At 57.7% G+C, this 21,551-nt stretch carries 18 protein-coding genes, 1 other RNA gene and 5 pseudogenes; 4 read left to right on the top strand and 20 right to left on the bottom strand.

What is annotated here, in order from left to right; translation table 11 throughout:
* Positions 1–171: 171 nt before the first annotated feature.
* The gene (locus AC3WP4_RS18180; RefSeq protein ID WP_074873608.1) at positions 172–1,578 is read right to left on the bottom strand and encodes a DUF2252 domain-containing protein; all 1,407 of its coding nucleotides are present in this window, start codon (positions 1,576–1,578) and stop codon (positions 172–174) included.
* A gap of 129 nt (positions 1,579–1,707) precedes the next feature.
* Positions 1,708–2,631 carry a hypothetical protein gene (locus AC3WP4_RS18175; protein WP_102616071.1) on the bottom strand — a complete coding sequence of 308 codons (924 nt, stop codon included), beginning with the start codon at positions 2,629–2,631 and terminating at the stop codon, positions 1,708–1,710.
* Positions 2,632–2,787: 156 nt separating this feature from the next.
* On the opposite strand from AC3WP4_RS18175, the pseudogene AC3WP4_RS18170 reads away from it, so the two are divergent.
* Positions 2,788–3,087, top strand: a pseudogene (locus tag AC3WP4_RS18170) (DUF411 domain-containing protein); the annotation flags it as partial.
* A gap of 145 nt (positions 3,088–3,232) precedes the next feature.
* Here the strand turns inward: AC3WP4_RS18170 and AC3WP4_RS18165 are convergent.
* The 8 genes and pseudogenes from AC3WP4_RS18165 to AC3WP4_RS18130 all read right to left on the bottom strand — a co-directional run.
* Complete coding sequence (locus AC3WP4_RS18165; RefSeq protein WP_102616069.1) at positions 3,233–3,538, bottom strand: DUF2933 domain-containing protein; 306 nt, start codon at positions 3,536–3,538, stop codon at positions 3,233–3,235.
* Positions 3,539–3,694: 156 nt separating this feature from the next.
* Positions 3,695–3,913 (bottom strand): hypothetical protein, encoded by a 219-nt coding sequence (locus tag AC3WP4_RS18160; protein WP_074873614.1) that lies wholly within the window; start codon positions 3,911–3,913, stop codon positions 3,695–3,697.
* Positions 3,910–6,156 carry a heavy metal translocating P-type ATPase gene (locus tag AC3WP4_RS18155; protein ID WP_235864991.1) on the bottom strand — a complete coding sequence of 749 codons (2,247 nt, stop codon included), beginning with the start codon at positions 6,154–6,156 and terminating at the stop codon, positions 3,910–3,912. The genes AC3WP4_RS18160 and AC3WP4_RS18155 overlap by 4 nt, the downstream gene beginning before the upstream one ends.
* On the bottom strand, positions 6,119–6,388 hold the full coding sequence (locus AC3WP4_RS18150) for a DUF5676 family membrane protein (RefSeq protein WP_074873618.1): 270 nt from the start codon (positions 6,386–6,388) through the stop codon (positions 6,119–6,121). The genes AC3WP4_RS18155 and AC3WP4_RS18150 overlap by 38 nt, the downstream gene beginning before the upstream one ends.
* Complete coding sequence (locus tag AC3WP4_RS18145; protein ID WP_102616068.1) at positions 6,385–7,071, bottom strand: methyltransferase family protein; 687 nt, start codon at positions 7,069–7,071, stop codon at positions 6,385–6,387. Before AC3WP4_RS18145 ends, AC3WP4_RS18150 begins: the two co-directional genes overlap by 4 nt.
* 36 nt (positions 7,072–7,107) lie before the next feature.
* Positions 7,108–7,161, bottom strand: a pseudogene (locus AC3WP4_RS18140) (hypothetical protein); the annotation flags it as partial.
* An 88-nt stretch (positions 7,162–7,249) separates the two neighbouring features.
* Complete coding sequence (locus AC3WP4_RS18135) at positions 7,250–7,657, bottom strand: hypothetical protein (protein ID WP_074873622.1); 408 nt, start codon at positions 7,655–7,657, stop codon at positions 7,250–7,252.
* A 653-nt stretch (positions 7,658–8,310) separates the two neighbouring features.
* Positions 8,311–8,753, bottom strand: a pseudogene (locus AC3WP4_RS18130) (tyrosine-type recombinase/integrase); the annotation flags it as partial.
* Between AC3WP4_RS18130 and AC3WP4_RS18125 the strand changes: the two are divergent.
* Positions 8,753–8,953 (top strand): annotated as a pseudogene (locus tag AC3WP4_RS18125) (phage integrase central domain-containing protein); the annotation flags it as partial. The pseudogenes AC3WP4_RS18130 and AC3WP4_RS18125 overlap by 1 nt on opposite strands.
* On the opposite strand, the pseudogene AC3WP4_RS18120 reads toward AC3WP4_RS18125, so the two are convergent.
* The 9 genes and pseudogenes from AC3WP4_RS18120 to AC3WP4_RS18080 form a co-directional block, all read right to left on the bottom strand.
* Positions 8,951–9,205 (bottom strand): annotated as a pseudogene (locus tag AC3WP4_RS18120) (Arm DNA-binding domain-containing protein); the annotation flags it as partial. The pseudogenes AC3WP4_RS18125 and AC3WP4_RS18120 sit on opposite strands and share 3 nt — an antisense overlap.
* Before the next feature lie 186 nt (positions 9,206–9,391).
* Positions 9,392–9,785: a transfer-messenger RNA gene (ssrA, locus tag AC3WP4_RS18115) on the bottom strand.
* A 115-nt stretch (positions 9,786–9,900) separates the two neighbouring features.
* Entirely contained in the window at positions 9,901–10,152 is a 252-nt protein-coding gene (locus AC3WP4_RS18110) for a PA2433 domain-containing protein (protein WP_074873630.1), read from the bottom strand.
* A gap of 233 nt (positions 10,153–10,385) precedes the next feature.
* Positions 10,386–10,658, bottom strand: a complete 273-nt coding sequence (locus AC3WP4_RS18105; RefSeq protein WP_076028711.1) for a PA2433 domain-containing protein — start codon at positions 10,656–10,658, stop codon at positions 10,386–10,388.
* Between the two features lie 119 nt (positions 10,659–10,777).
* Entirely contained in the window at positions 10,778–13,597 is a 2,820-nt protein-coding gene (locus AC3WP4_RS18100; RefSeq protein ID WP_102616067.1) for an FAD-binding and (Fe-S)-binding domain-containing protein, read from the bottom strand.
* A complete protein-coding gene (locus AC3WP4_RS18095; RefSeq protein ID WP_074873635.1) occupies positions 13,594–14,265 on the bottom strand; it encodes a LutC/YkgG family protein in 672 nt (223 codons plus the stop codon). The genes AC3WP4_RS18100 and AC3WP4_RS18095 overlap by 4 nt, the downstream gene beginning before the upstream one ends.
* Positions 14,265–15,719, bottom strand: a complete 1,455-nt coding sequence (locus AC3WP4_RS18090) for a LutB/LldF family L-lactate oxidation iron-sulfur protein (RefSeq protein WP_102616066.1) — start codon at positions 15,717–15,719, stop codon at positions 14,265–14,267. The genes AC3WP4_RS18095 and AC3WP4_RS18090 overlap by 1 nt, the downstream gene beginning before the upstream one ends.
* Positions 15,716–16,540 carry a (Fe-S)-binding protein gene (locus tag AC3WP4_RS18085; RefSeq protein ID WP_102616065.1) on the bottom strand — a complete coding sequence of 275 codons (825 nt, stop codon included), beginning with the start codon at positions 16,538–16,540 and terminating at the stop codon, positions 15,716–15,718. The genes AC3WP4_RS18090 and AC3WP4_RS18085 overlap by 4 nt, the downstream gene beginning before the upstream one ends.
* A gap of 152 nt (positions 16,541–16,692) precedes the next feature.
* Positions 16,693–18,387, bottom strand: coding sequence for a lactate permease LctP family transporter (locus tag AC3WP4_RS18080; protein WP_074873641.1), 1,695 nt, complete (start codon positions 18,385–18,387; stop codon positions 16,693–16,695).
* 262 nt (positions 18,388–18,649) lie between these two features.
* On the opposite strand from AC3WP4_RS18080, the gene AC3WP4_RS18075 reads away from it, so the two are divergent.
* Positions 18,650–19,417 (top strand): GntR family transcriptional regulator, encoded by a 768-nt coding sequence (locus AC3WP4_RS18075; protein ID WP_074873644.1) that lies wholly within the window; start codon positions 18,650–18,652, stop codon positions 19,415–19,417.
* 128 nt (positions 19,418–19,545) lie between these two features.
* Here the strand turns inward: AC3WP4_RS18075 and smpB are convergent, their stop codons facing one another.
* Positions 19,546–20,028 carry an SsrA-binding protein SmpB gene (gene smpB / locus AC3WP4_RS18070; RefSeq protein ID WP_008149046.1) on the bottom strand — a complete coding sequence of 161 codons (483 nt, stop codon included), beginning with the start codon at positions 20,026–20,028 and terminating at the stop codon, positions 19,546–19,548.
* 118 nt (positions 20,029–20,146) lie between these two features.
* Here smpB and AC3WP4_RS18065 point away from each other — a divergent pair, with 118 nt between their 5' ends.
* Positions 20,147–21,550, top strand: coding sequence for a sodium-dependent transporter (locus AC3WP4_RS18065; protein ID WP_074873646.1), 1,404 nt, complete (start codon positions 20,147–20,149; stop codon positions 21,548–21,550).
* The last annotated feature ends 1 nt before the right edge of the window (position 21,551 follow it).

Raw genomic sequence — 21,551 nt, 5'->3', positions numbered from 1 at the left:
TGGCCAGCGGGAAAACACAACAAAACCGCAGGCAAAAAAAAGCCCGCGGGAGGGCGGGCAAACCGTAGTTTCTTGAATGAGCGAGCGCAATGTACCCGTTGCTGAAAGGTCGTGGGGTGAAGAAAAATTCATGTCGATGAGTGCTCGCCGCTTCACGCCCGTGAGACTCACCTACGGCAAATGATCCGCCGCAAAGTCCGCTTCCGATCGCGCCCGCAAACGGCCCTTGCGGCAGGCCTGCTGGAATCGTTCGAAGTCGCGGTCATTCTGCGCGGTATAGCTTTGCGCATACTTGAACAACGCGTCGGCCAGCGCATCGCTCTTGCCGATGTAGCCGCTGATGTGTGCGGCGTTACCCGACGATTTTGCGTGGGCGCGGGCCAACGCGCGACCACAAACGCGGCCGTAGGCGGCGAAGGTTTCAGCGTCGAACGTCTCAAGTTCAGCCGAGACTTTCATGTCGCGCAACTGGCGCACATAGAAGTGTCGACCGCTGGGGCCGGTGGTCCAGCCAAGGAACAGGTCACTGGCCGATTGCATCAACCGTTGGCCATCGACCACGCGCTGACCGTTATGCCGCACTCGCGATTTAGTCTTCACATAACTGGCAAGCACCGAACGACGGGCCTCCTTGAACTGCAGGAACAGCGGGAACTCCTGATCGTCGGTCAGCAGTGCCACCAGGCATCGCGTCCCGACACTGCCCACACCGACCACTTTGAACGCCATGTCCTGAACGTGAAAACGCGCCAACAGCTCGCGACGGTCGGCTTGCAGCGTACCGGGATAGTCGCGCATGAACGCGTCGTAAAGTGCACGCCAGTGCGACAAGCGCAACCAGTCGTCGTCGGCATCCAGCAGCGTGGAGTTTTCGTGTAAATGGAAAATTTCCGGCAGGTCATCGCGAATGACCAGACGGCCCTGTGCGTCACGTTCACTGATTTTCGGTAGCAGTTCAGCATGGGTACGCCGTTCAGCTTTTTCGATGGCGCGCTCTACATGCTCCAGGGTCGCTTTGCTCGCTTGTTGCCGCAGATCGCGGTAGCTGATGGACTCGTACCAGGTTTCCATGGCGCTTTGTTCGGCGCATTCGAGCATGGTCTGCTGGTAGGCGCCGACCACTTGGCGGCAGACCGTTTCTTCGACCGTGTCGCCATGACGCAGGTCGCGCGCCGCCACCACGAAACTTGCCACCAGCCGTTTCAAGTCCCACTCCCAAGGGCCGGGATGGGCTTCGTCGAAATCGCTGATGCTGAACAGCAGATTGCGCTCCGGCGTTGCAAAACCGCCGAAGTTCATCAGATGACTGTCGCCGCAGATCGGCGATACCAGACCCATGCTGGGAGTTGCGGCCAAGTCGTGGGCTTGCAGCAGCGCGTTGCCGCGGTAGAAGGTGAACGGCGAGACCAGCATGCGGCCGTAGCGCAACTCGACCAGTGACTTGATGCGGCCTTCACTGGACGTTTTGATCAGCGGCAGCGGGTCGCGATTTATTTTCCCCAGGGCTGCCTGCGAACCGCGGGAGCAGTTCTTGCGAGCATCCTTGCCTTGCTTCAAGCGGTCTTTGAGGGTGGTCATGGGGGCTCGTTTGATGAGTGTTTTCGAACGTGTGAGAGATGAGTGTAGAAGGGCTTCGGATCTGCATCCGAAGTGTTTGGGCTTTGGCCGTGGGGGCGAAACGGGATCAATTCACCAACGAGCAATCCTTCAATACTCAGTCGTCCCCAAAGCCCTCAAAACCCACCCAGCCTCTCCAGGCATCAAGGTGTACTGAACCTGCCGAATTTTCCCCGTCCTGCCCGCATCGGCATCCGTGCTGTCATAAACCGGGAACCGCTGCACCAACGCATTTTCCACCACGGCAAACTCATCTTCGCCCTGGTAGCCCACCGCTGTTTTCGGGTTCTCGCTGACAGCTGGCAGATAAATCTCGCTAAGCGACTTCTTGCGGTTGGCAGCGTAAGCAATGAGCTCGCCGGGCATCCCGCGCCCCGGAGACCTGATGAACACGTAAATCTCTGGGGAGCCATTGCGATCAAGGTCGGCGACCTCGGCTCGGACGATGGTGCCGGTGAGGGGGCGTACGATCTCTGAGTTATCGATTTCCAGACCTTGGGGCGCAATGTGTAGAGCGCGATTTCCATCGACCGACACACTCTTCACATGAAAACCAATGCCCTGCAATTCAAGTGTCTGGTCGAACGGCTGATTGCTGTTCGTCGCATCACCGGCGCTCAGGCTTAATGAAAGGCTGTAGTTGGCCACTTCATTGCGCCGAGCGGCGTTGCGCATCAGGTATACCTGAACCGTGTATTCGCCATCGGCGGGCAAGGGGCCCAAAAAGTGATTGCCCATGATCGATCCGTTAAAGAGCGCATAGTCCGCACCTTTCGCGGTGATATTGAAGTAGGCAGAGGCGTTGGAAGACTTGAAGTCCACAGTCATCATCTGGCCGGCCTTCGCGTTCAGACGGTACTGCGCGGTGAGCGGGCCTTTGATGGAATGGGCGAACTTTACAGTGTCGGAGCCCTTTTTGAAGGCAACCTGCTCGACATGAGGGGCGATCTCGGTGGCGGCGTGTACATGCACCGAAACCATGACGGCCAGGACGGCTGCGATCCATATGTTCATGTTGATCTTCCTGAGTGAAGTTGTTGCTCAAGTGGTTGCAGGTGCACCGCAGCATAGGAGCCGTAGGAATGTTTTGCCGGGTGATGGTGATGCTGCCTGCAGAATTGATCAAACCCCAGATGCAACAAAGCCCGCACTTGGCGGTAATGCTGTTCATTTAAGGTTTGTGACCATTTAGAAACCAACATTAGCGCCGTCAAGAAAGCTCTCGGTGTTGCTCCACGACTCTCGTCCTGCCACACAGCAATGATCAATGGAAAGTTTGTTGAAGGTCACGTGCCCGCCGAGCAAATCATTGCGATGAGCAAACGTGACGACCTTCTCGGGATCGCCGTTCATGGCATGCCGGCTGGATCTCCAGGCATGGAAGTCAACGGGAAACATGATGCTTACCGGGTAATCGGCTTGTCCAAAGCAGGCGCAGACCAGGTCATTGCTGTATACCCCGGAAACTAATCTGGCTCCTCAATCCTGTCCCGCATGGTTAGCGACATAGCCATGACGCACGCAGTTCGAGGTGAACATCGACGATAACTCTGCACCTTCAGTCTCAGCTATGAATGGAGATTGCCTGTCAACGGATCAAATGTGGACGATCGGGTTACTTCGTCTTGTTATCGGGTAGACCATCGTGGTCATGCTCCTGGCTATTGCGAGCGCTGGTGTGCTGATGGCCACAGCAACTGTCATGCTCACCACTTTCACCATGCTCATGTCCGCCATACCCATGCCCACGGTGCATGAAAAAATGCATCAGTGGACAGGCCAGTAGTAGCAGGAATGGCAGATACGGAAGAACGTGAGCCCTGTGTTCGGTGAACAGGAAATAACCGGCGATGGCCAGGAAGCCTAAAAAGTACCAGTTAGTTCCCCTCGCGCGGTGCTGGGGCAAGTTATGTTGATTCATGATGGCACTCCTTGGAGGGAACGGGAGGGACGGCTATAACGTAAGGCCACTTCCAATTCTGCTTAAGCGCTATCGTAGATGTGAGCATAGCGAGCCAGAGCATCGGTTTATGTGTCCAATGCGTTGGATATTTAGGGCGGTGAGTCGCATAAAGCATCAAGGCAGATTCTTCCTTTTCAGTTGCCGATGAGCCTCGGCCATGTCCTTATCAAATTGGCGCATGCCGCGAAAAAGTTGCACCCCGACCAAGACCGGGCACAGCAGGAAAATTGCTGCTATGGCGAACGATTTGCCGGTCAGCCCCAACAGGTAAACCACCGTTGCAATGCCCACAATACTCACCAAAAGACAGATAATTAAAACTTCGCGGTTCATGATTTAGCCTCCTGACTCAAGCCAATGCGGGCACGCTTCAGCAGCGCGGAGTTGGCGATTACCGATAGGGAGCTGAGTGCCATTGCGGCGGCAGCGATGATGGGATTAAGCAGTCCAAAGGCCGCGATTGGAATGCCGATACTGTTGTAGATGAATGCCCAGAACAGGTTTTGTTTGATCTTGACCATGGTTGCGCGCGACAGCTTGATCGCGTTGACCACGTCGCGTACATCGTTCTTGAGCAAGATGATGCCGCCGGTTTCCTTCGCTACATCGGAACCCGAGCCAATGGCGATGCCAATGTCAGCGGTGGCCAGTGCCGGTGCATCGTTGACACCATCGCCCACCATGGCCACGACCTGCCCTTCGCTTTGCAATTGACGGATCACTGCGACCTTGTCGTCCGGCAAGACCTCGGCAATCACTCGCTCAATGCCGACCTGTCGCGCGACTGCTTCGGCAGTACGGTGGTTGTCACCGCTCAGAAGCACGACCTTGATGCCGCTTGCCTGCAATGCCGCAACGGCTTCAGCCGCTTCGGGTTTAATGGTGTCGGCCACCGCAATCACCCCAACCAAACGGTCGTCGACACCGACCAGCATGGCGGTCTTGCCATCGGCTTCCAGGCGGATGAGGTGCTCCTCGGCCGCCTCGGTTGCAATGCCTTGGCGGGCGAATAAACGCCGATTGCCCAGCCAGATTTTGCGACTGTCGATACTGCCTTCGATGCCGTGACCGGCGATGCCATTGATGCCGGTCGCTTTCGGCAGGCTGATGTCGCGATGCCGGGCGGCGCGCACTATCGCAGCTCCCAGCGGATGTTCTGAACCGGACTCCACGGCGGCAGCGAGCTTCAAGACCTCGTTTTCCGACGCTGTGCCGAACGAAATCACGTCGGTTACATTGGGTTCGCCTCGGGTAATGGTGCCGGTTTTGTCGAACACCACCGTACTCAGTTTTTCTGCCCGCTCCAGTACTTCGCCGCCCCGGATAAGGATGCCGTTATCAGCCCCCTTGCCAACACCGACCATTAACGCGGCGGGCGTCGCCACGCCGAGTGCGCAGGGACAGGAAATGATCAGAACCGCGATAAAGGCCAACAGCCCCTGCGGGAAATTCCCCGCAAGAGACCAGCCGACCAGCGCCAACAGCGCGACGGCCACCACCGCAGGCACAAAATAGCCAGTGACCTGATCGGCCAAGCGCTGGATCTGCGCGGTGCTGCTCTGTGCCTCCTCGACCATCCTGATGATCTGCGCCAGTGCGGTATCGGCACCGATCCTGCTCGCCTTGAAAGTGAGCACACCACTGCCATTGAGCGTACCTCCGATCACCGGACTGCCCGGGTGTTTGTCGACCGGCATCGACTCGCCGGTCAGCATGGACTCATCTACCGTTGACTGACCGTCACTGACATCGCCATCGGTAGGGATTTTTTCGCCTGGCTTGACTATCAGGAACTCGCCGGCCATGACGCTTTCAGCGGGCAAGTCGACTTCTTGCCCGTCACGAATCACATGCGCGATCGCCGGTTTGAGATCGAGTAAGCGCCGTACTGCGGCCGAGGACTTTTTCTTGATGATCTCCTCCATGTACCTACCCAGCAGTACGAAGGCGATGATGACCGCCGACACTTCGAAATAGACGTCGCGCTCGGCCACCTTCACCGGCAGGACGTCGGGGAAGAACAGCACCGCGACACTGTAGAAATAGGCGACCGATGTGCCGAGGGCGATCAGGAAATCCATGTTGATGTTACGGGTGCGAATGGCGTTCCACGCCCCCTTGTAGAAACTCCAGCCACCGATGAACTGCACCGGAGTGACCAACAGGAAAAGCCATATACCCCAAGTGAACCAAGGGAGCGCAGGGATCGGTACCCAAGTCAGTAGCGTGGCACCGGCGGCCAGCGCGATGAAGGCGCCCGCACGCAAAAGCGCCAGGGCCAGTACACCGGTGAGGGCGATAGTCACGCGGGTTTTCATCGCCTTCAGTTCTCTTTCTGGCGACTCGAAGGTGCGCAGGCAGGTATCGCTGCAAAAGTAATAGCTGCGCCCACCACGTTCCCGTGACAACGCTGTGGTCTTATCGACCATCATTCCGCAGATCGGATCTTTCGCCATGTTCCCTGATGCAAACGCCGGCTGGTGCTGGCTATGCTGCATGTGTGATTCGTTCATCACTGTCTCCTGCCTGAAGCGGCTATCAAGACTTGCCACAGAGCTTGCCGGACAGCCAGGCAAACAAGGTGCCGACTATCGCGCCCCATACGGTCAAGACCAGCAGTGGCCCGACGAAAGCCGTTAACCCGTAGTCTTGCGGGGCTTGAAGACGACCAAAGTCGAGTCCATGGAACAAGGCGTTGAGAAAAGCGATACCTTGCGCCGGCCATAGCGCATAGAGCAGCGCACAGACCGTGTAGGAAATGGCCATGGTCAGGGCCAGAGCAATGCCGGTTTTCCAGGGAGCGTTCATGATTGTTTTCCTGAACTGGGAGGCGCGTCAGTAGGGATGTCGGGACTGCGGGGGGTTGACCAGGGCAGGAACGCCGGCGTCTGTTCGCAGTAAGTGCGGTAGGCATCGCCGAAGTGCGCAAGCATCTCCCGTTCTTCCCGCTTCGCGAGCTTGGCGTAGACGAGCAGGAGGATTGGAAACATCACCAGGGTGATCAATGTCGGCCACTGCAATAGAAAGCCGAACATGATCAGCACGAAGCCAACGTACTGCGGGTGACGGATCCGCGCATAAGGCCCGTCGAGCGCGAGTTGCCCAGTACTTTGGGCCTTGTAGAGCACCCGCCACGCGGCCGCCAATAACCAGAAGCCGCCAGCGACCAGCAAGTTGCTGATAATGTGAAATGGCCCCCAGTGCGGGTTGACCTTCCAGCCCAGAACGGTTTCGAGCAAATGCCCTGCATCGTGCGAGAGGAAGTCGATACCGGGGAAGTTGCGAGTGAGCCAGGGCATCAACAGGTAGATCGTCAGCGGGAAACCGTACATCTCGGTAAACAGAGCCACCAGGAACGCCGAGAACATGCCGAAGGAGCGCCAATCGCGACTCGTCTTCGGCCGGACGAAGCTGAAGGCGAACAAGATAAACACCAGTGAGTTGATGATGACCAGCGACCAGAGACCGTAGGCCGATTCGGTATGGTTCATGGTAGGTACTCCTCTTTGCCGCGTGTGTTTGCTGTTCGCCTTTTGCTGATGGTCGCCGTGGTCATGGGGCATAAACAGGTGCACAAGTGGGCAGGCTCAACACACATCAGACGGGTGCGATCTGCGTTAACCCAGCCAGCACCAGCCCCATGTGATGTGCCGCAGCGCTACTGCACATTTACTTTTTTATTGGCATTTCCATCATCGACGACTGCTGCTCCATCATCTGCATCATCATGCCCATCATTCCTTTGCCTGCGCCGTCCTTAGCTCCAGACATGCCCATACAACCCATTGCACTCTGCTCCTTGCCCATCATGGCCATGCTGTCCTTCATCACTTTCATGCCTTCTTGCATGGCGGCTTGGCGTTCAACAGGCGTTTTAGCCGATGCCGCTTTGTCATGTGCTGCCTGCATTTTCTGCATTTGCTCGGTCATGGCTTTTGTCATGTCCGTCGATGCGGAGGCTGTGTTCTCGGCTGAGTCAACGGGTGCATCGGCTGGATGATGCGCATCCTCGGCAGAGGCAATGAGTGCGCTGCTAGCCAAGATGGCAGCTAGAACGAATTTAGAATGCATTTGCATGGTGAACTCCTGAGATTGTGGGAGGTAAGCAGGAATAACCGAGCCGCAAAAAAGCGACGCAGCAGGACAGAGCAATCAGTGCTCTGTCACTCTGAGGCAGGGGGGGTTAATCGTTGAAACGGACGAAAGTCAGGCGGGCTGGGACTTTCGGTGGGGCGGGGCGCTTCAGCACAAGAGTGGCGAAGGAGGTTTTTTTCTCAGGGGCAAGCACCCACATTACTACTGCAGCAGTTAACAGTAAAAGAACGGCCCACTGGATAGGATCCAACGCAGGAATCTGCGCTGCAGGTTTTATCGCCGTGGCAGTGTCCTCACAGTTTTGAAGGCAACCACTGGTGTGGAGAGCATGACCATCCACTACATGCTGCTCGGCATGGTGTGGCGCGGCTATATTGTGATTCGGTTGCACCAGACAACCCTGGATTGCCATCACGGCCACAGCTAGCACCCATCCCACAAGGATGAGGTGTAATAGGCTTTGGCGGTGACGGCGGAACCAGTACATGAAGTACACCCTCGACTTATTACGTCGTATTGATTTTCAGTCTAGCTAGCAAAGCCAAGGAGAGGTTGATCAAAATCAAACTAATGGATGGTTCGATGTTGAGGTCAAGGCTCGCCTTGAATCGGTGGTGAACGGAGACTTCATGCTCAGCAGCCTCGATCAGTTCCGGATCCCAGCCATGCTCATTCAGGATGGTGCTGGCCATGGAGCGCATGCCGTGGCTGACCAAGCGGTCTTGGAAACCCATACGTTTCAACGCCATGTTGGCAGTCTGGCTATTGGCGTGGGTACGTGGATTTCTGTCCGACGGAAACACGTACTCCCTGTGGCCGCTGTGGGACTTGTGTGCCTCCAGCAGCGCGAGTGCCTGTTCAGACAATGGGATGTTATGCGGGCGACGTTTTTTCATGCGCTCCGGGGGGGGGATGGTCCAGATCCGTCTGTCGAAGTCGATGTCTACCCATCGGGTGGTTACCGCTTCGGCAGGACGGGTCATGGTGTGCAACTGCCATTCGAACAGGCAGCGGGTCGTTCTTTTGATTGTGGCGTTGGCAATTTCAGCATGAGCTCCGGAAGCTCATCAGGTAATAGCGATAGATCCCAAGGTGCAACGCAACATTCAGAACGAAGCCAAGCGAGCGGAGACAGAACACACATTCGAGAACGTTGCTGCCGCTTGGTTTGAGCTGAAGAAGGACTCCGTCACCCCCAGCGTACGCCGAGGACATTTGGCGGTCGCTCACACTGCATGTATTCCGGACCTGAAAACAACGCCGCTTTCGAAAATTTCCTTGTGCAAGTAGCTCACGTGCCTCAACGACTTTCTTTCGAGCGTTCGCCAACGAGAGCTCTGGATAAGTGCCCAGTCCCATGTTGATACGGTTCTTGGTTATCGGATCGCGGTAGTTGAAGTTCCACAGCATTGAGCCGTTGCTCCTGACCCGGAGGCGCAGGCCGTCACCATCGCTGAGGACGTAATCGTTGGCTTTAGCTTTGACTGCCTTGAACTGGCGGTCGGAAAGGCGGAGGGCTGGAGCAGGCATGAGAGCTACCTCTGACACCATTTTGGTATCCCCCAAAAAGCACCGGATGCCTTGGAAAATCATTGGGAATACCAAACCGCCTGGAACTCAGAAACTCTCCAAAGCTCCCATAAGCGCTGAAAGCCCCGTATTTACTGGATCGCAGGCACAAAAAAAGACGTCCGTGGACGTCTTTAGATGATGAAGTGGTGGAGCCGGGGGGATTTGAACCCCCGTCCGCCAGTACTCCGCTGTCGGTACTACATGCGTAGCCGTGTCTATTAAGTTAACCCTCAGCGACCCGACGGGCAGGGTGCTTTGGGCGAGTTGTGTAAGTTTTAGCCGCTTCGTCCACAACGTACTGCACGGCGATTCTGTTCTATATGACAATCACTTTGGGTTTACAGACATCCCCTGATGATTGCTGGACCCGAAGGTACCAGGAGGGAAGGGCTAAGGCTGCTTACGCAGCGAGAGCGTATTCCCCGTAGGTTTCGTCATTGGCAACTATAGAAAGTTGCAACAGTGGATTTACGAGTTCTGTTACCAACTCGGCATGCACCTAAAGTTTCGCAACCGGCGTCGAATCCTAAACGGCCCCGAGCCTGTTGCTCTGTGAATCAAAGTGAGCAACAAGCCTGCGCAGTGTACGCCAACACACGTCAGAAGGCCAACCCGAAGGTTGGTCGCGAGTGATCATGGGTTGGGTTCATAACTCAGTGTGTCAGCGCCAATCCCTGGATAGCCTCGGTGGCGCATTTCTTGTCGTCTCCGGAGGCTTTTGAAGTTTTGGCGCTGGCCAGCAGTCTTTTGATCTCCGGTGCGTTGGTGGAGGTCGCTGGTAGCGAATTCACTTTGGCCTCGAGCTCCTGCAGTTTGCTCGTACAAAGGTCGTTGTCCGCTGCAAACACGGGAGAGGCCAACATTGCAGCAGACATGAACAAACCAGCGAGTGCGGTACGTTTCATGGATATCTCCTAGTACTGATGGTCTCGGTGCTGCCGTATGAGCGGGCGGTTCGGCCGAGTCGAAAAACAAGCCACGATGGATGAGGCCTACTCAAAAGACCACGGCGCTGCGCAGGAATTCGGTTTTTGGGGAGCAATTTCACCAGCAACGCATACGGATCGCGTTATGGCTTAAATGTGCAGCTCCAAGCGCACGCCAACAAGGCCAACCCGAAGGTTGGCCTTGAGCCGGGTTACTTCCCGCCTTTGTTAGCGTTCTTGATTTGCTGGATGGTTTGTTCGGTCTCGGCGATGCAGTCGTCAGTCCCTTCCTTGGTGCCTTTTGCCTGATCTGCCTTGGCTTTCGTGACGCTTTCCATGACCTGATCAGCCATCTCCGGAGGAGTCTGTGCCTTGGCATTTTCGATGGTTTTCAAGTTGACCGCACAGAGGTCTTCAGCGGCAAACGAGGTGGACGCCATCAGTGAGGCAGTAACGAACAGACCTAACAGTACAGAACGTTTCATATGTAACTCCTTGAACTGAGGGTCCAGGCATCGCTGGCCGTCAGGACGGGCTGCCGAGTATGGGTAAAGCCCGGTAACGTCCGGGCTTATTCTGTGGACTATGGCAGCGCATCAGGGTTCTATTTTTCTTGCATGACCCTCGCCTGCGTTACCCGATCCACCAAATAGACTAGCCCGTGGTAATCAATTCCACCGTGTTGCGTCAGACCTATCTCACACGTGCGGCTGGTCGAAATCCCCTCGCTGCACTGCTGAACCGCATCCTTGAGCGTGCGCAGCGAATGTGCGTTCAGTTCCGGCGTAGTAAAACCCTTATCCCCCGCAAAACCGCAGCAGTGAATGCCTTCGGGAATAACCACGTTTTTGCTGCATTTACGCGCCAGATCAATCAAAGCCTGGCTTTCACCAAGGTGCTGCGTGCTGCAAGTGACGTGCACGGCAATCGACGCTTCCTGCGGCGTGAAATCCAGACGATCCATCAAATGCGTACGAATGAAACGCACCGGGTCGTACAGGTCCAGGCGCACATCGCCCAGGTCCTGAACCAGCCGTAACGTACACGGACTGGTGTCGCAGTAGATCGGGTCGAGCCCGCCGCGGCTGGCGTGCAGCAAGGCGCCGATCAGTTCCTGGCGTTTGTGTTCGGCCTGTTCGGCGTAGCCCTTGGAAGCGAACGGTTGCCCGCAACAGAGATTGTCCAGATTGTCCGGGAAGACTACTTGATAGCCGGCCTTTTCCAGCAGTCCTCGGGTTTTGTCGTACAGCGACATTTGCTCTTTATCACCCGCCGCCGGGCCCATTGCCCGCGACACGCAGGCCGCGAGGTACACCACTCGAGGGCGTTCGTCCGACACGGTCGGGCTGAAGCGAATGGCTTTTTCCGGTTGCGGCATGGCGTTGGTCCACTGTGGGACCTGACCTTTGGACAGGCGCGTCAACGTCGCAGACAGTTTTGCCAATCGTGGCGCCCCCAGCAGCATTCGCGCACCGTTGGCCACATGCAGGGTGAAACGAGCACCTTGCAGCGCAGTGGCGAAATTGCTTTCCAGCCAATTGGCGGTTTTTGTATGAGTTGCCTTCCGGCTGCGGAGCTTTTTCACAAGCTCGCCGGTATTGATTCCTACAGGGCAACGTTGTGCGCAGAGGCCGGTGGCAGCGCAGGTGTCGATGCCTTGGTATTCGTAAGCGGCTTCGAGTTCGGTGGTGTCCACGCCAGCGCGTTTCTTTGCCTGAATGTCACGCCAGATCACGATGCGCTGGCGCGGGCTCAGGGTCAGGCCTTTCGACGGGCAGACCGGTTCACAGAAACCGCACTCGATGCACTTGTCCACAATCTCATCGGCGGCCGGCAACGGCTTCAGGTGCTTGAGGTGGATCTGCGGATCCTCGCTGAGCACCACGTCCGGGTTGAGGATGCCGTTGGGATCGAGCAGGCGTTTAAGCTGCCACATCAACTGGTAGGCATCGCTGCCCCATTCCAGTTCGACAAAGGGCGCCATGTTGCGTCCGGTGCCGTGTTCCGCTTTCAGCGAGCCGCCGAACTCCACTGCTACCAACTGTGCCACGTCGTCCATGAACGCCTGATAGCGTGCGACTTCTTCCGGGTTGTTGAAGCCTTGGGTGAAGACGAAGTGCAGATTGCCTTCCAGCGCGTGTCCGAAAAGGATCGCTTCATCGTAGTGATGTTTGTCGAACAGCTCGATCAGGCGGTTTACGCCGATGGCGAGTTGTTCAACCGGGAAGGTCACGTCTTCGATGATCACCGTGGTGCCGGTTTTGCGCACGGCGCCGACGGCAGGGAAAGTGTCCTTGCGGATCGCCCAGAGCCGAGCGTTTTCCACCGGGTCTTCGGTGAAGTCGACCTGTTTTTCCACCGGGAACGAGGACAACGACGCCATGATGTGCGCCAGTTGTTCCTGCAGCAATGTGGACGATGCGGCGCGGGATTCGATCAGCAGCGCGCAGGCATTGTTCGACAGCTGTTGTACGAAAACGGGCATGCCGGGTTTGTCCTGCACCGAGCGCAGACTGCGCCGGTCCAGCAGTTCCACGGCCGACACCGGCTGGCTTTTCAGCACCGTCACGGCATTGCAGCAGGTTTCCACATCCGGGAACACGATCAGCGCCGAGGCCTTGTTCGGGTGGTCGATCACCGTGTCGTAAGTCACCGCGCTGATGAAACCGAGGGTGCCTTCGGAGCCCACCAACAAGTGGCTCAAGATATCCACAGGCTCGTCGAAATCCACCAACGCATTGAGTGACAGCCCGGTGGTATTTTTCAGACGGTATTTGTGGCGAATTCTTGCCGCCAGTTCGGCATTGGCGCGGGTCTCGCGGCCCAACGTTGCCAGGCGTTCAAGCAGCGAAGCGTGGCTCTCGCGAAACGCTGCAACACTCGTCGCATCTTCAGTATCGAGACGGCTGCCGTCCGCCAGTACCAGACGAATGCCAGCCAACGTGTGATAGGTGTTTTGCGCCGTGCCGCAACACATGCCACTGGCATTATTGGCGACGATGCCACCGATTTTGCAGGCATTGATCGACGCCGGGTCCGGGCCGATCTTGCGCCCGAACGGCGCCAGCCACGCGTTGGCCTGTGCGCCGATCACGCCCGGTTGCAGACGGATTTGCGTACCTTGCCCACGGATCTCGCGACCGTTCCAGTTATCCCCCAGCACGATCAACACCGAGTCGCTGATGGCTTGGCCGGACAAGCTGGTGCCGGCGGCGCGGAAGGTCACCGGGACCAGATCCCGTTGTGCCAGTTTCAGCAGCGTGACGACTTCATCTTCAGACTCGACACGAATCACCAGTTTCGGAATCAGCCGGTAGAAACTGGCGTCAGTGCCGAAGGCCAACGTCGACAGCGGATCGTCGAAACGTCGCTCCTGGGGAATCAGTTGCTGCGCATCTCGCAGGAAAGCCGCGGGTAGATTCATTGGTCCTCCAAGATCATGACCACGAGGTCTTTCGGACCGTGAGCGCCGTAGGCCAGGACCTGCTCGATATCGGCGGTTTTCGACGGGCCGGACACCAGCAGGGCGTTGGTCGGCATGCCTTGGGCCCAATCGAATTCCTGCTGCACTTGATAGAAGTTGTTGCGGATTTCACTGGCCTTGAGCAGGGCGAAATGCACGGGCGGCACCAGGCTCATCAGGCGCGGTTCTTCCCGCGTCGGCCAGAGAATCAGACTACCTGTGGCGGCGATTGCGCCGAGGGTGCCGGTCAGGCTGGCCGGCGTGTCGTTGAACAACTCGGCTTTCCATTCTTCAACCGGACGGTCGTAGGATTTGAGCGTTGGCAGATCAGGATTTTTCGCCCAGTGCTGAGTGACGCGTTGCCCGTGAGGCGTAGTCGGTGCAATCAACAAACTCGGCAACTGACGGTCCAGCAACAACTGAGCAAGCAACGAAGGCCAGCCTTCGCCTGACGTCAGATGGATTTCGGTGTGCACCGCTTCCATCTGTTTGCGCAGCTGTGGGATGCGTTGCTCGGCGGTGTAGGTGTAGGGCGCTGTCACCAGTTCGACGTCAAAATCGTCAGGCACTGGTGTGGTGCCCGTCAGACTGTTCCGCAACTTGGCGAGGATATTTTGCTTGGCGCTCATCAGCGATCTCCCTGTTTGGCCAGATGTTCGCGGGCCATGTCATGCAGTGAGCGGGCAGCGGGTTTCGGTGCGCTGTGGTTTTGCGTCCAGGGGCCGACGTTTTTCGGTGCCAGCGTGCGCAAGCGAGTGGCGAAGAAGCCGAACAGTCGATAAAGCGTGGGAGAACTGTTGAGCTTCGCCCAGGCATTCCAGATAAACCGTTCTTTACGCGAGTACTTGCTGCCCTGGCCGCGCATCACTTGATGAGGGCTGTCCGGGGCTTTGACGTTCTCTTCCCGCAGACGACGCAGCAGCGCCGGAATCGGAATTTTTACCGGGCAGACTTCACCGCAGGCGCCACACAACGACGAGGCACTCGGGTGGTCCGGGACTTTCGCCAGGCCGACCATGTGCGGAGTGATGATTTTTCCGATAGGCCCAGGGTAAACCTCCCCATAGGCGTGACCGCCGATTCGGGTGTAGACCGGGCAATGATTCATACAGGCGCCGCAGCGGATGCAGTTCAGGGTCTGGCGCAGTTCGCTGTCGGCGAAGGCCTGGCTTCGACCGTTGTCGAGCAATACCAGGTGCACTTCCTGGGGGCCGTCGAGTTCATGTTGCTTGCGCGGGCCGGAGATCATGTTGACGTAGGTGGTGATCGGCTGGCCGAGGGCTGAACGGGTCAGCAGTGACAGCAGCGGCACCACATCGCGCAGGTTTTCCACGACTTTTTCGATGCCAGTGACGGCGATGTGAACCGGCGGCACGGTGGTGGTCATGCGCCCGTTGCCTTCGTTTTCCACCAGCAGCAAGGTGCCGGTTTCGGCCACGGCGAAGTTGACGCCGGAGACGCCGATGTCCGCTTCGAAGAATTTCTGCCGCAAGACCTTGCGACCGATCTGAATGAGTTGGTCAACGTCCTTGGTGTATTCCACGCCAAGTTTGTCGTGGAACAAGGACGCGACCTGACCGGCGTTCTTGTGGATCGCCGGCATAATAATGTGTGAAGGCTTCTCGTGGTCGAGCTGGACGATGTACTCGCCCATGTCCGATTCCAGGCATTCAATGCCCTGTTCAGCGAGGAAGTGATTCATTTCCATCTCTTCGCTGACCATCGATTTGCCCTTGATCACTTGCCGCCCCTCGTGAGCGCGGATGATCGAGAGGACGATGCCATTGGCCTCGTCCACCGTTTCCGCCCAGTGCACTGTCACACCGTTGCGGGTCAGGTTCTGTTCAAGTTGCTCGAGCAGGTCGGGCAACTTGGATAACGCGCGGGCGCGGACAGCATTGCCCAGCGCTCGCAAATGTTCTCTTTCGTGGGCATCGCTGAAGGACGCTGCCCGTTTTGTCATCAGCGAATCCATCGCCGTGCGAAAGTTGTTTCGCAGTTGCTTGTCATCCAACGCCTTGTGAGCCCGGATGCGAAAATCTTCTTCCACGGCAACCGTAGGAATAATCGCGGAAGCGGTCATAGAACACCTCCGGTTCGCTGCCAAAGGAAGCTGGCCAGGTGTTGGCCGCGCAATGCTTCCTGCTGTTTCTCCAGCGAGCCGTTGATGTTCATCAGACAACCGCAGTCGGCACTGAGTACCTTGTGCGCGCCGGATTCCTTCAACGAGCGGGTCTTGTCAGCCACCATCGCACCGGAAATGTCTGGCATACGGACGCTGAAAGTCCCACCGAAGCCACAGCATTCACTTTCATGGCTGTGGTCGACTCGCTCCACGTTACGCAGCTGCGCCAATAACTCGCGGCCATGCAAGTGGGTGTTCATCTCACGGCGTGCCGAGCACGACGTGTGCAACGCTACTTTGACGGGCTCGCCACTGTCCTTGAGCTGCACCTTGCAGACGAACAACAGAAACTCGGCCAGTTCATAAGTCCGGGCAGCCAGCGCCTGAACCTGTTTCAGCATGTCCGGCTCGTCCTTGAACAAGTCGGCGTAGTGTTCGCGCAACATCCCGGCACACGACCCCGACGGCACCACCACCGGATAGTCCCCGGCAAACAGCGCCAGTTGCGAGCGTGCCACGGTCCGCGCCTGCTCGGTGTAACCCGAGGTGTAGGCCGGTTGTCCACAGCAGCTTTGCCCCTGCGGATACTCGACACGAATGCCTTCGCGTTCCAGCAAGTGAATCGCGTCCATCCCGGCTTCGGGGTAGAACAAATCCACCACACAGGTTCCGAACAGGTAGACCCGTGACGGTTTCTCGCTGGGGTATTGCCGGGGCTCGGGCAGTGGCGGGGCGACGCGGGTCGCGTTCGGCACAGCGTTGTAAAAAAGCTCGCTCATCAGGCGTGTCTCCGGGTGGTCCCGGTTATCCGTCTGTCGAGGCTGCTGAAATATAGAGAGGCAAGCTTTCAGCAGCCTTACAGACCGGGTTGTGAATAGCTGACGCCGGAATCGTGGTCCGGCGTCGGTTTTTGCTTTTTATCGTGTAGTACTTAGTGCACCAGCATGCCGGTCAACCAGTAGGCCTGGATGTAGGTAATCAAGCCCACGATCGTTGCAAAGAACAGGCTGTGCTTGAGGGTGAAACGGAACAGATCCGATTCCTTGCCCACCAGACCGGTCGCGGCGCAGGCCACGGCGATCGATTGTGGCGAGATCATCTTGCCGGTCACGCCACCGCTGGTGTTCGCCGCTACCAGCAACACGTCGCTGACGCCGATCTGGTGCGCAGTGGTCGCTTGCAGCGAACTGAACAGGGCGTTGGACGAGGTATCGGAACCGGTCAGGAACACACCCAGCCAGCCGAGGAACGGTGAGAAGAACGGGAATGCTGCGCCAGTGCCTGCCAGAACCAGCGCCATGGTCGAGGACATGCCCGAGTAGTTAGTGACGAAGGCAAAGGCGAGCACCATACCGATGGACAGAATCGGCCAGCGCAGCTCGTAGAAGGTCTCTTTCAAAGTGGTCAGACCAGTTTTGACATTGATCTTCAGCACCAGCATCGAGATCAGCGCGGAGAAGAAAATCGCCGTGCCGGTCGCGGAAATCGGGTCGAGTTTGAACACTGCCGGGATAGCGGTCGGGGCGGTCACGATCGGCGCAACCTTGATCACCAATTGATCGAGGTGCGGGATGGCGATGTTAAATACCCAGCTGTACATCGAACCGCCAGCAGCGAACATCGCCTTGAACGGTTTCAGTGTCCAGATGGTGACCAGTACGGTGAGGATCAGGAACGGTGACCAGGCTTTGAGAATTTCACCAAAGCTGTAGGGCGAAGCCACAGTGCTGCGCGGCAGGCCGAAACCGCCAGCGCTGGCACCCACCACGGAAGCCGAGACGGCACCGACGATGTGTTGCCCTGCGGCGCGTTTCGGCTGCCAGACTTTCAGGAACAGCGTCAGGGAAACCAGGCTGGCCAGGGCCGAGGTGATGTCCGGCAGTTCCGGGCCGATGAAGTTCGACGTGAAATATTGGGTGATGGCAAAGCTCAAGCCGGCTACCAGTGCTGCCGGCCAGGTTTCGCGAACGCCGCGCAGGCCGTCCATCATGAACACCAGCCAGAACGGCACGAACAGCGACAGCAGCGGCAGTTGGCGGCCTGTCATGGCGCCAATCTTGAAGGCGTCGATACCGGTGACCTGCCCGGCAACGATGATCGGAATCCCCAGGGCGCCGAAGGCCACCGGTGCGGTGTTGGCGATCAGGCACAGGCCGGCGGCGTACAACGGGTTGAAGCCCAGTCCGACCAACAGTGCGGCGGTAATCGCGACCGGTGCACCGAAACCGGCGGCACCTTCCAGGAAGGCGCCGAAGCAGAAACCGATCAGCAGCACTTGCAGGCGCTGGTCGTCGGTGATCGATAGCACCGAGCTGCGGATCACTTCGAACTGACCACTCTTGACCGTCAGTTTGTAGAGGAATACCGCCGCCACGATGATCCAGGCAATCGGCCACAGGCCATAGGCGAAACCATAGCCGGCGGCGGCGAAAGCCATGTCGACCGGCATCTGGAAGGCGAAGATCGCAACGGCAATGGACAAGGCCAGCGTGATGCTGCCGGCCACGTGTCCTTTGAGTCGGAACACGGCCAATGCCAGGAAGAAAAACACGATGGGGATAACGGCCGCGAGCGCGGACACGCCGAGACTGCCGAGCGGAGAATAGAGCTGTTGCCAGGTTTGCATATGGGGTGGCCCCTAATTGTTGTTGGTCAGGCACTGGTCAGCGTTCTTGGATAATTGGTAATACCAATTTACAATCGCTGTTGGCTAGGGTAAAAGCGTTGTAGGCGGCGTGTCAATTTGCCGCTCTAAAACTTTTGTCGAATACGCGGTGCGCAAGCCATCTGGTCCGCTCGACCAAATGCTGTCTGGCAGGTGCTGAAGCAGCCCTGATAGGCCAGAATAGACACCCCGGCGAGCCGTCGGGATCGTGGAGAATTGAGTTATGGGGTTTGATCAAATTCGTCAGCGCCGTTTGTCTGACGATATTGTCGAGCAGCTCGAGGGGATGATTCTCGAGGGCACGCTGAAGGCGGGTGAGCGTTTGCCGGCCGAGCGTGCGCTGGCCGAGCAGTTCGGCGTGTCACGCCCTTCGTTGCGCGAAGCGATTCAGAAACTGGCGGCCAAAGGCTTGCTGGTCAGTCGCCAGGGCGGTGGCAATTATGTGGTGGAGTCGCTGGGGACAACGTTCAGCGATCCGCTGCTGCATCTGCTGGAAAGCAACCCTGAGGCGCAGCGCGATCTGCTGGAATTTCGTCACACCCTGGAAGCCTCCTGTGCCTATTACGCAGCCATGCGTGCTACGGACGTTGATCGCGAGCGATTGACCGCGGCTTTCAATGAATTGCAGGACTGCTATACGCGTCACGACGAGGTAAGTCGGGCGGAAGAGGGCGCGGCGGATGCGAAATTCCACCTGGCTATTGCTGAGGCCAGTCACAACGCGGTGTTGCTGCACACCATTCGCGGATTGTTCGATCTGCTCAAACGTAACGTGGTGACCAACATCGGCGGGATGTACAAGCAACGCACGGAAACCCGCGACATGCTGATCACCCAGCACCGGGAGTTGTACCTGGCAATTATTGAAGGAAGGGCCGAGCAGGCGCGGGAAGTCTCCAGCCGACACATTTTGTATGTGCAGGAAGTGCTGGAAGAAGTGCGTCAGGAAGTACAGCGCATGGCTCGAGCGGAGCGGCGCAAGGGGATGTAGTGATAAGGGGATGATTGTGGCGAGGGAGCTTGCTCCCGCTCGACTGCGCAGCAGTTGCCGGCAGTCGTCAAGCGAGGGCTGCTTCGCACCCCAGCGGGAGCAAGCTCCCTCGCCACAGGGCAGGAAGATTAATCTTCCTTGCCCTTGTTGCGCACCGCGCGCTGCAACTCGCGACCGGCGTCGCGCTCGCGTTCGGTATCACGCTTGTCGTATTCCTTCTTGCCCTTGCCCAGAGCGATCTCGCACTTGACCATGTGCTTGCTCCAGTACCAGGACAGGCATACGCAGGCGTAACCTTTTTGCTGCACGGCCGTGGCCAGTTTTTCCAGCTCGCGCCGGTTGAGCAGCAATTTGCGGGTGCGGGTCGGATCAGCGATGACGTGGGTGCTGGCGGTCATCAGTGGCGTAATGTGGCTGCCGAGCAGCCAGGCTTCGCCATCCTTGAGCAATACGTAACTGTCAACCAGTTGCAGCTTGCTTGCCCGCAGACTTTTTACTTCCCAGCCGGCCAGGACCAGACCAGCCTCGAACTTATGCTCGATGAAGTAATCGTGTCGCGCCTTTTTATTTTGCGCGATGGTCCCTGTTGGGTGTTTCTTCTGTTTAGCCATAGGGGCGGCATTATAGGGAGTTGCAAGCGAGTCGGCTACGGTATCGCTACGTGCTTGAGCAGGTTGATTGAATCCCGGACAATGCGGCCTCTTTTTTGAACGCTTGGGCGTGATAACGATGTCGACAGACAAGGTTTCTGTCCACGGCAGTTGGGCTAGCCGCTGGGTCTTCATACTCGCCGCGACCGGTTCGGCCGTGGGCCTGGGTAGTATCTGGAAATTCCCGTACATGGTCGGTGTCTATGGCGGCGGCGCCTTCGTGCTGATGTTCCTGGCCTGTATCGCGCTGATCGGTGTGCCGGTCATGCTGGCCGAAACCCTGATCGGCCGTCGTGCACGTCAAAGCCCGGCCAACGCCTTGAAGGTATTGGCGCTGGAAGCCGGGCATTCGGGCAAATGGTCCTGGGGCGCATTCGCCGGGATGATCACGGCGTTGCTGATCCTGTCTTTCTATAGTGTGGTGGGCGGCTGGTCGCTGGATTACATCATCGACATGGGCCGTGGCGACTTCCAGGGTGCAACACCTGATGAGGTCGGCGCTTATTTCGGCAATGTGATCGCTGATCCGTGGCGCCTGACACTTTGGCACACGATTTTCATGCTGCTATCGGCCGTAGTGATCGCCAAAGGCGTGGTCGCGGGGCTGGAACGCAGCTTGCGAATCATGATGCCGCTGCTGTTTGTGATGGTGCTTGTTCTGCTGGGCTACAGCATGACTACCGGGCATTTCATGGAAGGCGTGCATTTCATGTTCGACTTCCACCCGGAAAAAGTACTCGACGGTTTGCTGCCAGCCATGGGGCACGCGTTCTTTTCACTGAGCGTGGGCGTTGGTTCGATCATGATCTACGGCGCGTATATGCCAAAGAATTCATCGATTTCCGGCACCATTGTCGGCGTGGCACTGCTCGATACCTTCGTTTCCCTGGTGGCCGGTCTGGCGTTGTTTCCGATTGTGTTCGCTGGCGGCCTGAACCCAAGCGAAGGTCCTGGCTTGATGTTCGTCAGCCTGCCCTTTGCGTTTGGTAACGTAGCGTTCGGCCAGTTGATGGGCGTAGTGTTCTTCGTGCTCGTAGCGATTGCCGCCTGGAGTTCGGCGATTTCCCTGCTTGAGCCGATGGTGGCTTACTTGGTTGAGCGCACGAAAGTCAGCCGCGCGTGGGTCACCTTCTGGCTGGCATTTATCTGCTGGTTTGTCGGTCTGGGCACGGTGTTTTCCTTCAATATCTGGAAGGAAGCCAAGTTTTTCGTGAACGAAGGCGGGATGTTCCATCTCTATCAATGGGGCGCGGCCGGTGGCCTGGACTTCTTTGGCGTGATCGATTTCTTCACCTCGCGGATCATGCTGCCACTCGGTGGTTTGTGTTTCGTGGTGTTTGCAGGCTGGGTGATGGGCCGTGAAGCGGTACGCGACGAATTGTCGATCCGCAACCCTGCGCTGTTCGCCCTGTCCCTGTTCTTGATGCGCTATGTGGCGCCCATCGGCATTCTCGTAGTATTTGCCGCCCAGCTGTGGAAGTGAC

The sequence above is a fragment of the Pseudomonas sp. FW305-20 genome, assembly GCF_058788075.1.
This window is presented reverse-complemented; position numbering and strand designations above follow the sequence as displayed.

Excerpts from the sequence above, each read along its gene's own strand:
- AC3WP4_RS18180 (WP_074873608.1), bottom strand. The coding sequence starts at position 1,578 with ATGACCACCCTCAAAGACCGCTTGAAGCAAGGCAAGGATGCTCGCAAG.
- AC3WP4_RS18175 (WP_102616071.1), bottom strand. The coding sequence starts at position 2,631 with ATGAACATATGGATCGCAGCCGTCCTGGCCGTCATGGTTTCGGTGCAT.
- AC3WP4_RS18165 (WP_102616069.1), bottom strand. The coding sequence starts at position 3,538 with ATGAATCAACATAACTTGCCCCAGCACCGCGCGAGGGGAACTAACTGG.
- AC3WP4_RS18160 (WP_074873614.1), bottom strand. The coding sequence starts at position 3,913 with ATGAACCGCGAAGTTTTAATTATCTGTCTTTTGGTGAGTATTGTGGGC.
- AC3WP4_RS18150 (WP_074873618.1), bottom strand. The coding sequence starts at position 6,388 with ATGAACGCTCCCTGGAAAACCGGCATTGCTCTGGCCCTGACCATGGCC.
- AC3WP4_RS18145 (WP_102616068.1), bottom strand. The coding sequence starts at position 7,071 with ATGAACCATACCGAATCGGCCTACGGTCTCTGGTCGCTGGTCATCATC.
- AC3WP4_RS18135 (WP_074873622.1), bottom strand. The coding sequence starts at position 7,657 with ATGCAAATGCATTCTAAATTCGTTCTAGCTGCCATCTTGGCTAGCAGC.
- AC3WP4_RS18110 (WP_074873630.1), bottom strand. The coding sequence starts at position 10,152 with ATGAAACGTACCGCACTCGCTGGTTTGTTCATGTCTGCTGCAATGTTG.
- AC3WP4_RS18105 (WP_076028711.1), bottom strand. The coding sequence starts at position 10,658 with ATGAAACGTTCTGTACTGTTAGGTCTGTTCGTTACTGCCTCACTGATG.
- AC3WP4_RS18100 (WP_102616067.1), bottom strand. The coding sequence starts at position 13,597 with ATGAATCTACCCGCGGCTTTCCTGCGAGATGCGCAGCAACTGATTCCC.
- AC3WP4_RS18095 (WP_074873635.1), bottom strand. The coding sequence starts at position 14,265 with ATGAGCGCCAAGCAAAATATCCTCGCCAAGTTGCGGAACAGTCTGACG.
- AC3WP4_RS18090 (WP_102616066.1), bottom strand. The coding sequence starts at position 15,719 with ATGACCGCTTCCGCGATTATTCCTACGGTTGCCGTGGAAGAAGATTTT.
- AC3WP4_RS18085 (WP_102616065.1), bottom strand. The coding sequence starts at position 16,540 with ATGAGCGAGCTTTTTTACAACGCTGTGCCGAACGCGACCCGCGTCGCC.
- AC3WP4_RS18080 (WP_074873641.1), bottom strand. The coding sequence starts at position 18,387 with ATGCAAACCTGGCAACAGCTCTATTCTCCGCTCGGCAGTCTCGGCGTG.
- AC3WP4_RS18075 (WP_074873644.1), top strand. The coding sequence starts at position 18,650 with ATGGGGTTTGATCAAATTCGTCAGCGCCGTTTGTCTGACGATATTGTC.
- smpB (WP_008149046.1), bottom strand. The coding sequence starts at position 20,028 with ATGGCTAAACAGAAGAAACACCCAACAGGGACCATCGCGCAAAATAAA.
- AC3WP4_RS18065 (WP_074873646.1), top strand. The coding sequence starts at position 20,147 with ATGTCGACAGACAAGGTTTCTGTCCACGGCAGTTGGGCTAGCCGCTGG.